The following is an 11,766-nucleotide window of genomic DNA, read 5'->3' as shown; positions in this document are numbered from 1 at the left end:
TCGGAGCAATTACGTGTTTGGATTCAATCGGTGCGGTATTGCACTGGGCGGGCGAGGCGGAGAGGAGACGGCGGTGGAGAGCTACCGGCAGGTGGCCGACGAGGTGGCCGCGGAGATCGCGGCCGGACGGCTTCGGCCGGGCGACCGGCTGCCTCCGCAACGGGACTTCGCCCGGCGGCGCGGCATCGCGAACTCCACGGCCGCGCGCGTCTACGCCGAGCTGACCCGCCGCGGCCTCACCGTCGGCGAGGTCGGCCGGGGCACCTTCGTACGGGCGTCCGACCGGCGCCCCGGGCCGGCCCTCACCGAGCCCAGCGACAGCAGGGTCGACCTGGAGCTCAACTACCCCGCCGTCCCCGGGCAGGCCCGCCTGCTGGGGGACGGCATCAGGCAGTTGCTGCGCCCGGACGTCCTGGAGTCGTCCGTACGGCCGGTGGGCGCGGCCGGGACCTCCTTCGCCCGCGACGTCGCCGCGGGCCTGCTCGCACGCGCGGGCTGGCGCCCGGATCCGGCGCGCGTGCTGTTCGCCGGCAACGGACGTCAGGCGATCGCGGCCGCCATCACCGCACTGGTCCCTCCGGGCGGACGGCTGGGCGTCGAGGAACTCACCTATCCCGTCCTGAAGGCGATCGCCGGCCGCCTCGGGGTCACGCTCGTCCCCCTGACGGTCGACGAGGCCGGGCTGGTCCCCGACGCCGTGGAGAGCACCGCCCGCAAGACCCCGCTGAAGGCGATCTACCTCCAGCCCACGCTGCACAACCCGCTGTCCCTCAGCATGCCGGTCGAGCGCCGGGCCGAGCTCGCGGGCGTACTCGAACGGCTGGGCGTCCACGCGATCGAGGACACCATCTGGTCGTTCCTCCGCGACGACCTGCCGCCGCTCGCCGCGATGGCGCCGGAGCACACGATCCTCGTCGACAGCCTCTCCAAACGGCTCGCGCCGGGCCTGACCGTCGGATTCGCCGTCGTTCCCCGGGCCACCGTCCCGGGCATGACGGCGGCGCTGCACTCCGCGGGCTCGGCGCCGATGCGGTTCGCGCTAGAAACGGCGGTCCAGTGGGCGACCGACGGGATCGTCGCGGCGGTGACCCGCGGCAAGCAGCGGGACGCCGCCGACCGGCAGGAGATCGCGATTCGCCACCTGGGCGAGTTCGCCGTGCGCGGCGACCCACGCTCCTACTCCTGCTGGTGGGAGCTGCCGCCCCCGTGGCGGGCCGACACGTTCGTGGCCGCCGCCGCGCGATACGGCATCGCCGTCACCCCGGCGGCGGCCTTCGCCGTCGGCGACCACCGCAGGCCGAACGCCGTCCGTCTCGGTCTCGCCTCGCCCCCGGCCGAGACGCTGGCACGCGCCCTGACCACTCTGGCCGGGATCGCGCGGTCCTCACCCGACGACCTCCTGGCCGAGTGACCGCCCGGCCCGCACGTCAGCGGGCCGCCGTGAGCCGCCGTGAATGCTCCTGCAACGAGCGGACCTCCACCTCACCGCCCGTCAGCGCGTCGATCCCCTGGATCGCGGCCGCGAGCGCCTGGACGGTGGTCAGGCAGGGCACGCCTCTGGCCACGGCGGCGGTGCGGATCTCGTAGCCGTCCACGCGGCCGTCCGCGCCGTACGGCGTGTTCACGATCAGGTCGATCCTCCCTTCGTGGATGAGGCGGACGACCGTCGGCTCGCCGTCCGGTCCCGGGCCCTCGCTGTGCTTGCGCACCACGGTGGCCTCGATCCCGTGGCGGCGCAGCACCTCGGCCGTGCCGGCGGTGGCCAGCAGCGAGAAGCCGTGGTCGGCCAGGGCCCGGGCCAGGAAGACCACGGTCCGCTTGTCGCGGTTGGCCACCGACAGGAACACCCTCCCCTTGGTCGGCAGCGCGCCGTACGCCGCGGCCTGCGACTTGGCGAAGGCGGTCCCGAAGATCGAGTCGATGCCCATGACCTCGCCGGTGGAGCGCATCTCCGGGCCGAGGAGGGTGTCGGTCCAGCGCCCGGAGGGGTCACGGAACCGGGACCAGGGCAGCACCGCCTCCTTCACGGATATCGGCGCGTCCGGCGGCAGCGTGCCGCCGTCGCCGCGCGGCGGCAGGAGGCCCTCGCTCCGCAGCTGGGCGATGGTCGCCCCGAGGGAGATCCGCGCGGCCGCCTTCGCCAGCGGCACCGCCGTCGCCTTGGAGACGAACGGCACCGTCCGCGACGCACGGGGGTTGGCCTCCAGGACGTACAGGACGTCTCCCGCCAGGGCGAACTGGATGTTGATGAGCCCGCGTACGCCGATGTCGCGGGCGATGGCCTCCGCCGACGCGCGGAGCCTGCCGGTCTCCCCGCCGAGGGTGAGCGGCGGAAGGACGCAGGCCGAGTCGCCGGAATGGATCCCGGCCTCCTCGATGTGCTCCATCACGCCGCCCAGGTAGATTTCCGCGCCGTCGTACAGGGCGTCGACGTCGATCTCGATGGCGTCGTCCAGGAAGCGGTCGACCAGCACGGGCCGCTCCGGGCCGATCTCGGTGGACTCGGCGATGTAGGCGGAAAGCCGCTCCTCGTCGTACACGATCTCCATGCCGCGCCCGCCGAGCACGTACGAGGGACGGACGAGGACCGGGTAGCCGACCTCGTCGGCGACCGCCTTGGCCTCGGTGAAGGAGGTCGCGGTGCCGTGCTCGGTGGCTGTCAGCCCGGTGCGCGCCAGCACCCCGCCGAAGGCGCCGCGGTCCTCGGCGAGGTGGATCGCCTCGGGCGAGGTGCCGACCACGGGGACGCCGTTGTCCTTCAGCGCCTGGGCGAGCCCGAGCGGGGTCTGCCCGCCCAGTTGCACCACGACGCCCGCGACCGGCCCCGCCTGCTGCTCGGCGTGGACGACCTCCAGCACGTCCTCCAGCGTGAGCGGCTCGAAGTAGAGCCGGTCGGAGGTGTCGTAGTCCGTCGACACCGTCTCCGGGTTGCAGTTGACCATCACGGTCTCGTAGCCGGCGTCGTGCAGGGCGAAGGAGGCGTGCACGCAGGAGTAGTCGAACTCGACGCCCTGGCCGATGCGGTTCGGGCCCGAGCCGAGGATGATCACCGCGGGCCTGGTCCGCGGGGCGACCTCGCTCTCGTCGTCGTAGGAGGAGTAGAAGTACGGCGTCCGGGCGGCGAACTCGGCCGCGCACGTGTCGACGGTCTTGTAGACCGGGCGGATGCCGAGCTCATGGCGCGTCCGCCGCACGTCGTCCTCGCTCACCGACCTGATGGCCGCGATCTGGGCGTCGGAGATTCCGTGCCGTTTCGCGTGCGCGAGCAGTTCGGGGCCGAGCTCGGCCGCGTCCGCCAGTTCGTCGGCGATCTCCTTGATGAGGAAGAGCTGATCGATGAACCAGGGGTCGATTTTCGTCGCCTCGAACAGCTCCTCCCGTCCGGCGCCGGCGCGGATGGCGCGCATGACGACGGCGATCCGGTCCTCGGCCGGGCGCCGCGCGGCCTCGAGCAGCCGGTCCCTGTCCCCCGGGCCGCCCCCGGCATCGTCGAAGGCGAACGGGGCGTCCCTCTTCTCCAGCGACCGCAGCGCCTTGTTGAGCGCCTGCGGGAAGTTGCGCCCGATCGCCATGGCCTCTCCGACGGACTTCATCGTCGTCGTGAGGGTCCGGTCGGCGTCGGGGAACTTCTCGAACGCGAACCGGGGCGCCTTCACCACCACGTAGTCGAGGGTCGGTTCGAACGACGCCGGGGTCTCCCCGGTGATGTCGTTGGGGATCTCGTCGAGGGTGTAACCGATCGCCAGCCGGGCCGCGATCTTCGCGATCGGGAAGCCGGTGGCCTTCGAGGCCAGCGCCGACGACCGCGACACGCGCGGGTTCATCTCGATCACGATGACCCGGCCGGTGGCGGGATCGACCCCGAACTGGATGTTGCACCCGCCCGTGTCCACGCCGACCTCCCGGATCACCGCGATCCCGATGTCGCGCAGGATCTGGTACTCGCGGTCGGTCAGGGTCATGGCGGGCGCCACGGTGATGGAGTCGCCGGTGTGCACGCTCATCGGGTCGAGGTTCTCGATCGAGCAGACGACCACGACGTTGTCGTTCTTGTCGCGCATCAGCTCGAGCTCGTACTCCTTCCAGCCCATGATCGACTCTTCCAGCAGCACCTCGGAGGTGGGCGAGAGCGTCAGCGCGACCTCGGCGATGCGTCGCAGCTCGGCCTCGTCGTGGGCGAAGCCGGAACCGGCGCCCCCCATCGTGAACGACGGGCGCACCACGACGGGGTAGCCGCCGATCCGTCCCACCCCGGCCAGGACCTCGTCCATGGAGTGGCAGATGACCGAGCGGGCGGACTCGCCGTGACCGATCTTCTCGCGGACCGCCTCGACGACCGCCTTGAACCGCTCCCTGTTCTCGCCCTTGCGGATGGCGTCCGCGTCGGCGCCGATCAGCTCGACGCCGTACGCCTTCAGCACGCCGGTCTCGTGCAGCGCGATGGCGGTGTTGAGCCCGGTCTGGCCGCCCATGGTCGGGAGCAGCGCGTCCGGGCGCTCCCTGGCGATGATCTTCTCGACGAACTCGGGGGTGGCCGGCTCGATGTACGTCGCGTCGGCGATCTCGGGATCGGTCATGATCGTGGCCGGGTTGGGGTTGACCAGGATCACCCGCAGGCCCTCGGCCCGCAGGACGCGGCAGGCCTGGGTGCCGGAGTAGTCGAACTCCGCCGCCTGCCCGATGACGATCGGCCCCGAGCCGATGACCAGCACGGATCGGATGTCGGCGCGCTTGGGCACGCTATCCCTCCATCAATGCGGCGAAGCGGTCGAACAGATGGCGCGCGTCGTGCGGGCCCGCCGCCGCCTCGGGGTGGTACTGCACGCTGAACGCCGGCCGGTCGAGCAGGACGAGCCCCTCCACCACGTCGTCGTTCAGGCACACGTGCGAGACCTCGGCCCGGCCGTACGGCGTGACGGCCGTGCCGTCCAGAGGCGCGTCCACGGCGAAGCCGTGATTGTGCGCGGTGATCTCGACCTTTCCCGTCGCCCGGTCCTGGACGGGCTGGTTGATCCCGCGATGGCCATACTTGAGCTTGTAGGTGCGGAATCCGAGGGCACGGCCCAGCAGTTCGTGCCCGAAACAGATGCCGAAGACGGGCGTTCCCCTGTCCAGCGCGGCGCGCACCACGCTCAGGTCGGCCGTGTCGGGGTCCCCAGGGCCGTTGGACAGGAAGACGCCGTCCGGCTCCAGCGCCTCGACCTGCTCGGCGGTCGCGGTCGCCGGCAGCACGTGCACCTCGATGCCGCGCTCGGCCATGCGCCGGGGCGTCATCGACTTCATGCCGAGGTCGAGGGCGGCCACGGTGAAGCGCCTCCGGCCGACCGCGGGAACCACGTACGGCCGGGCGCACGAGACCTCGTTCGCCAGATCGGCGCCGGCCATCCCGGGCGTCGCGCGGACCCGGGCGAGCATCGCGGCGTCGCCCGCGATCGCCGTGCCGGAGAAGATGCCCACCCGCATCGCGCCGCGCTCGCGCAGATGCCGGGTGAGCGCCCTCGTGTCGACGCCGCCGATGCCCACCACGCCCTGTGCCGTCAGGTCCTCCTCCAGGCCGCGCCGGGCGCGCCAGCTCGACGCGACCCGCGAGGGGTCGCGCACCACGTATCCGGACACCCAGATCCGCCCCGACTCCTGGTCCTCGTCGTTCATCCCGGTGTTGCCGACGTGGGGCGCCGTCATCACCACGACCTGCCGGTGATAGGAGGGGTCGGTCAGGGTCTCCTGGTAGCCGGTCATGCCCGTCGAGAAGACCGCCTCGCCGAACGTCTCGCCCACGGCCCCGAAGGCGAAACCGCGGAACGTACGGCCGTCCTCCAGCACGAGCACGGCCGGGACGCGGGGGCGCGGGGCGGCGCCGGTCGCCGTCATCGCACGCACGCCCCGTGCCGTACGACGCCGGCGCCGACCGGCCGCTGCGGCGCGCATTCCAGGCGGAACTGCGCCGCCGTCCTGACCACGGCCTTCTCGACGTCGCTGCTGCACTCGCCCCGGAAGCGGAACCGTGCCCCCACGTGCTCGTATCCGCCGACCCTGGGGATCAGGTCGCCCACCGGCGGGATCACATGGGCGTACGGCCCCTCGCCCGGCGCGGGCGGCTCGGGGAGTCTCCAGCCCGTCACCCGGCACGGAGCGGCCACCGGCGTCGGCACCAGCAGCCATCCGCCCGTCCGCCAGGCGTCGGGCACGGGCAGGTCGGGACGCCGGCCGAGCTGGATGTCGACGGCGGCGCGCATCAGGTCGATGCCGTGCACCTCACGCCACACGAACGGGATCTCGGCGCCGCCGACCCGGTAACCGGCCTCAAGGAAGGTCAGCCGGGGTACGCGCCCGAGGGCGGATCCGACGAACGCCTCCAGGTGGAAGACCCACGGCTCGTCGCTCAGCGCGCCCGCCACGGCGGCGGTGAACTCCCCCAGCGCCGGCAGGAGATCGGGATCGTCGACCTCGACCGACCCCAGCGCGTCGCCTCTGGTGAAGTCCACGCAGGTGTTGACGTAGCGGGACGCCCGCCAGGGACCCAGCCGGTCGCCCGTCCACAGCCCGTCGATGTGGAAGACGGCGTCGCCGCAGAACTTCTGCACGATCCGCGGCTCGGCGGGCAACCCCCGCAGCAGAGCCAGGTCCGCCTCGGTGTCGAGGCGGACCACGCCCCGGCTTGCCGTCCCCTTCCTGGGCTTGACGACGACGGGCCAGCCGTGGACGTCCGCGAACGCCCGTACGGCCGCCTCGTCGGGCGCGTCCGCGAACACGGGCACCGCGATGCCCGCGGCCGCGATCGCCTCGGCCATCACCAGCTTGTCGCGGAACGGCGCGAGCCGCTCGGTGTCCTGTCCCTCGCAGCCCAGCCGTTCCCTGACGAGGGCCGCGATGTCCAGGTCGCCCTCGTTGAGCGCGACGACCCGGTCCGGCGGGCCGTACCGCGCGGACAGCCCGTCCACCGCGGCCGTCACCGCGGTCACGTCGTCGGTGGCCGGCACGACCCGGACCGCGGCGGCGGTGCCCGGCACGGACACCACCCCCAGGTCCGTGGTCACGTACGTGACCCGGTGCGCGTCGTGATCGATGTACTCGTCGTAGAGCGCGTGCCGGTCACGCCATCGGTGGATGACCAGGATGTGAGTACTCATGGGTGCTCCGTCCGGGAGCGGTCGTGGATCCGCCGTACGGCGTAGGTCGCCGAGACCACGGCCGCACGTGCCGATCCGAGTGCCTCGCGAGCCGACTCCAGGTCCCCGGCCGGCAGGCGGCTGACCACGTCGGCGGCGCAGTCGATCAGGTGCAGTGCCGCCTGGGTGAGCTGCTCGTCCGCGGTGGAGCTCTCCGCGACGAGCTTGCGCGCGCTTCTCAACTGGGTGACGGAGTCCGCCAACTCGGCGGTGCTGGACATGGTCACGGGCTGTTCCCTTTCCTGAGGTCCTCAGCTCGTCCTGAAGCGGATCTTGTCGTTCGCCCGGTCGCACTTGGCCACGGCGTCCGCGGCGTCGGTTCCGGAGGCGATCACGTAACCGGAGACGCAGTCGGCCACGGTCAGCAGCGGCGGCACCACGTCCCCGGGGTGCTTCGCGATCACCGCGGCCACCTCGACGTCCCTGAACTCGTCCAGGTACGGCAGGAAGACCAGCGGGACCTCTCCCTTCGGCACCGTCCTGATCGCGTCCGCCGCGTCGTCGTCGGCCTCGACCGCCGTCACCGTGCCGGGCTCGGGGGTGAAGAACCGGACCGCGGCGCCGCCCAGCGGCTCGGGCGAGGTCTCGGGCAGTGCGTCGATGCCGAGCGGGACGGTCAGGAACATGCGGTTCAGGTCGAACCCGAAGGCCCGGCGGACCAGCTCGGGAGCGCCGCTGCCGGCGAGCCGTGCGTGCGACTCCAGCACCCGGGGGCCCTTCGGGGTCAGCACGAACTCGCTGTGCGAGGGCCCTTCGGTCAGCCCGACCGCGTCGAGCAGCTTGCGGGTCAGGTCGAACAACTCGGCCCGGTGCGGCGCCGCGACGCGGCTGGGCGTGCTCACCTCCCACTCGACGTACCGGTCGTTCATGCGGTACTCGGAGTAGCCGATCGGCAGGTGACGTCCGCCGTAGGAGAAGGAGTCGACGCTGACGACGGGACCGTCCAGATACTCCTCGGCGATGACCGATTCGACGCCGGCGTCCCGCAGTGCGCGCCAGGCCCGCTCGGCGTCGCCCTCCCAGTCGACCGGGTGGATGTGCAGGCTCGCCACGCCGTCGGCCGGCTTGACGACGATGCGGTCGCCGACCTCGGCCCAGAACCGCTTGATGTCGGCGAGGCTCTCGATCTGCCGGTACCGCACCGGGCTCAGGCCGTTGCGGTCGAGCAGCTTCCGGGTGAGCACCTTGTCCTTGAGCGCGCGGGCGGTCGCCTCGGTGACGCCGGGAAGCCCCAGCGCGTCGACCACGAAGCCGGTCGACTCGCCCGCGGGCTCGGTCGTGGTGAGCACCCGGTCGAACGGGCGCTCCTCGTGCAACGGCTTCAGCACGTCGAGAATGGCCTGCCCGTCCGCGATCGGGGCGTGCACGACCCGCTCGCAGTGCCGCAGGACGGACTCCTCGTACGCCCCCTGCTCATGGACCAGGACGACGTCGATGTCCAGTTCCTTGGCGCCCGCCACGGGCGCGGGCCGGCCGCCGATCACTGCTACCCGGTACTTACCCGGCATCTTTCTCTCCTTCGTGTCTTTCGTCGGACGCCGTACGCCCGGCGCGTGTCAGGCGGCGTAGCAGCGGCGCAGCCAGCGCGCCGCCGCGGCGGGCTTCGGCTCGAACCTGCGCCTGCGGTGCAGCACCCGGTAGTTGTCGAACACCAGGAACACCCCCGGCTCCAGCACCAGCTCCTCGGCCGGCACGGTGCGGAGGACCTCGCACCAGCGCTCGAGCGCCGCGGCGGCGGCCGGGGTGCGGCCCGTGGTCGTGCCGCGGTCGAAACGCACCCGGTAACGGCCGTCGGCGCCGTGGCTCAGGACGGGGGTGTTCGTGAGCGGCTGCGTCTTCTCGCCCTCGTTGGAGGCCGGCGCCCCGACGTCGAACTCCGGCGCCAGCAACCGTTCGAGGGTCTCCGCGTCGAGCCGCAGGACCACGTCCTCGATCGCGGCGAGATCGGTCGGCACCCGCTCCTCGTTGCGCAGGGCCATGAACGTCAGGTACTGCGGCATGAAGGGACGCGGGTCCGAGCCGGGCAGCCCGAACGGCTGATGGGGGTTGTCGGAGTGCCAGAAGAACTCCGAGTCGGCGCCCCAGGAGCTGGTCGTCCCCGAGGCCGCGGGGTTGGGCACCACGTTGCGGATGAGGCGGCCGTCGTTTTCGAAGCTGACCGCGAACGGGATGGCGCGCATCAGCCTGATGAGCCCCAGGTGCAGGGCGTTCAGCGCCGCGAGCTCGTGCTCGTCGCCGAACCCGGTCACGGGGGTGTCGGGCAGGTCCTCCTGCACGGGCAGGTTCGCCAGGACGAGCGCGTGGCTGCCCGAGTGGCTGAACACGTCGAGTCCGTGCAGCACCTCGCCGGGCAGGTAGCGGCGCAGCGCGTGCGCGCCGATGCCGCCGAGGATGGTGTCGTCGACGTCGGAATCGAGCAGACTCGTGGAGACGCGCTCCGCGACCTCCTTGGCGAGGAGATCACGGACGCCGTCCTCAATCTCATAGCGGTCGATGCGACGGAAATGCGTCATCGATTTCCTCCGGTCCGGTGTCGAAGTGGGTCAGGATTTCTCCGACGGGATCCAATAGGTCGCCGCGTCCGGGTTCCTCCGGCGCGACAGGGGGTCGCGTACCAGCCGGGCGAGCAGTCCGGCGGGCGTGACCACGAGGTAGTAGAAGAGGAAGAGCAGGAGCGCGCGCATGGGCTTCCGTTCTGCGCCGGGAGGACGCGGGGCCGGGTTCAGTCCAGGGGGATCTCTTCGCGCCAGTCGGACTTCTCCGTCCAGGCGGGCTGCTCGCTCTTGTCCAGCAGGAAGCCGCCGAGCGCGAGCATGTCGATGTTGGTCCGCATGAAGCAGGTGTAGGCGTCGTGCGGCGTTCTCACGATCGGTTCGCCGCGGACGTTGAACGAGGTGTTGACCAGCACCGGGCACCCCGTACGCGCCTTGAACGCGCCGAGCAGGTGGTGGTAGCGGGGGTTGCTGTGCTCGTCGACGGTCTGGACGCGGGCCGAGTAGTCGACGTGGGTGACCGCCGGGATGGTGGAACGCCGCACGCGGAGCAGATCGAGGCCGCTGACGCCGGACTCCGGGGCCTCCAGCTGCTGCGCCGCCGCCACCCGCGCGACGAGGAGCATGTACGGACTCTCCTGGCGCAGGTCGAAGTAGTCCTTGGCGTCCTCGGCCAGCACCGCCGGCGCGAAGGGCCGGAACGACTCACGAAACTTGATCTTCAGGTTCATCGCCGATTGCATCGCGGGGTCGCGGGGATCGCCGAGGATGGAACGGGCGCCGAGCGCGCGGGGGCCGAACTCCATACGGCCCTGGAACCAGCCGACGATCTTCCCGTCGGCCAGCCCCGCCGCCACCTGCTTCACCAGCTCCTCGTCGTCCAGGCGCCGGTGCGGGATGCCGTTGGCCGTCAGGTACGCCGCGATCTCGTCGTCGTCGTACGCGGGGCCGAGCAGCGACCCGGACATCGCGTCCCGCCCGGTGCCGAGGTGATCACGGGAGGCGCCGCGCTCCATCGCGACGGCCTGCGCGGCCCCCAGCGCGCCGCCGGCGTCGCCCGCCGCGGGCTGGATCCAGATCTCGTCGAAGATCCCCGCATCGGTGATCTTCCCGTTCGCCACGCAGTTGAGCGCCACGCCGCCGGCCAGGCAGAGCTTCGACTCCCCGGTGCGCTCGCGCGCCGTACGCGCCAGCTTGAGCATCACCTCCTCGGTGACCTCCTGCACGGAGGCCGCGAGGTCGAACTCGCGCTCGGTGAGCTGCCCTTCGGGCATGCGCCTGGGCCCTCCGAAAAGCCTCTCGAAGCCCCTCCCGGTCATGGTCTGACCACGCAGGTACTCGAAGAAGCGCATGTCCAGGCGGAAGGTGCCGTCGGGCTTGACGTCGATGAGCGTGTCACGGATGAGATCGGCGTAACGCGGCCTCCCGTACGGCGCGAGGCCCATCAGCTTGTACTCGCCCGAGTCCACCTTGAACCCGCAGAAGTAGGTGAAGGCGGAGTACAGCATGCCGAGCGAGTGGGGGAACCGCAGTTCGGCCACCGCTTCCAGCGTGGTCCCGCGACCGTGCCACAAGGTGGTGGTCGCCCACTCCCCCACTCCGTCGACGCACAGGACGGCGGCGCTCTCGTAAGGGCTCGGGAAGAAGGCCGAGGCCGCGTGCGACTCGTGGTGGCGCCGCACCGACACCCGCGGAACCCGTCCCCGGCCCAGAGCCTGGAGCTCCCTGCGTACGGTCTGGTCGGTGTGCCGCTTCCCGTCCGCCGACAGCCACGAGGGCAGGGCGGCGCGGAAGAACGGGAAGGCCGTCGGGGCCGCGCCCGCGAAGGTGGCCATGACCCTGCGGAACTTGAGCCGGGGGTCCTCGTAGTACGCGACCGCGGAGATGTCGTCGAAGCTCACGCCCGCCTCGTCCAGGCAGTACGTCACTGCCTGCGAAGGGAACGAGGAGTCGTGCCGCTTCCTGCTGAAACGCTCCTCCTGCGCCGCTGCGACGGGCACGCCGTCCGCGACGAGGGCGGCGGCGCTGTCGTGGTAGAAGGCGGAGATGCCGAGAACGAGGTCAGACAAGGCTGTGCTCCTCTGGGTGCTGGAGGTCGCCCCGGG

9 protein-coding genes are annotated in these 11,766 nt (G+C 71.7%); 1 reads left to right on the top strand and 8 read right to left on the bottom strand.

The genetic code is table 11. The annotated features are described in order from the left end of the window. Positions 1-73: 73 nt before the first annotated feature. Complete coding sequence (locus AB0O28_RS35720) at positions 74-1,411, top strand: PLP-dependent aminotransferase family protein (protein ID WP_363647011.1); 1,338 nt, start codon at positions 74-76, stop codon at positions 1,409-1,411. Positions 1,412-1,427: 16 nt separating this feature from the next. Here AB0O28_RS35720 and carB read toward each other — a convergent pair whose 3' ends face one another. Genes carB through AB0O28_RS35680 form a run of 8 tightly spaced genes read right to left on the bottom strand, consistent with a single transcriptional unit; the run spans position 1,428 to position 11,730 of the window. Further along, entirely contained in the window at positions 1,428-4,739 is a 3,312-nt protein-coding gene (gene carB, locus AB0O28_RS35715) for a carbamoyl-phosphate synthase large subunit (protein ID WP_363647010.1), read from the bottom strand. Between the two features lies 1 nt (position 4,740). Further along, positions 4,741-5,871: a glutamine-hydrolyzing carbamoyl-phosphate synthase small subunit gene (gene carA, locus AB0O28_RS35710; RefSeq protein WP_363647068.1), complete on the bottom strand. Its 1,131-nt coding sequence runs from the start codon at positions 5,869-5,871 to the stop codon at positions 4,741-4,743. After that, complete coding sequence (locus AB0O28_RS35705; RefSeq protein ID WP_363647009.1) at positions 5,868-7,130, bottom strand: hypothetical protein; 1,263 nt, start codon at positions 7,128-7,130, stop codon at positions 5,868-5,870. Before AB0O28_RS35705 ends, carA begins: the two co-directional genes overlap by 4 nt. Beyond that, the gene (locus AB0O28_RS35700; RefSeq protein WP_363647008.1) at positions 7,127-7,396 is read right to left on the bottom strand and encodes a hypothetical protein; all 270 of its coding nucleotides are present in this window, start codon (positions 7,394-7,396) and stop codon (positions 7,127-7,129) included. Before AB0O28_RS35700 ends, AB0O28_RS35705 begins: the two co-directional genes overlap by 4 nt. Positions 7,397-7,420: 24 nt before the next feature. Next, positions 7,421-8,677 (bottom strand): ATP-grasp domain-containing protein, encoded by a 1,257-nt coding sequence (locus tag AB0O28_RS35695; protein ID WP_363647007.1) that lies wholly within the window; start codon positions 8,675-8,677, stop codon positions 7,421-7,423. A gap of 48 nt (positions 8,678-8,725) precedes the next feature. After that, positions 8,726-9,682, bottom strand: coding sequence for a TauD/TfdA family dioxygenase (locus tag AB0O28_RS35690; protein ID WP_363647006.1), 957 nt, complete (start codon positions 9,680-9,682; stop codon positions 8,726-8,728). A 30-nt stretch (positions 9,683-9,712) separates the two neighbouring features. Further along, positions 9,713-9,853 (bottom strand): hypothetical protein, encoded by a 141-nt coding sequence (locus tag AB0O28_RS35685; RefSeq protein WP_363647005.1) that lies wholly within the window; start codon positions 9,851-9,853, stop codon positions 9,713-9,715. A gap of 38 nt (positions 9,854-9,891) precedes the next feature. Continuing rightward, positions 9,892-11,730, bottom strand: coding sequence for a carbamoyltransferase (locus AB0O28_RS35680; RefSeq protein ID WP_363647004.1), 1,839 nt, complete (start codon positions 11,728-11,730; stop codon positions 9,892-9,894). Positions 11,731-11,766 lie beyond the last annotated feature (36 nt).

It is taken from the genome of Microbispora sp. NPDC088329, from assembly GCF_040685655.1.
Lineage (GTDB): Bacteria > Actinomycetota > Actinomycetes > Streptosporangiales > Streptosporangiaceae > Microbispora.
Note: the sequence above shows the minus strand (reverse complement) of the source record. Positions and strands in the feature narration are given on the sequence as shown.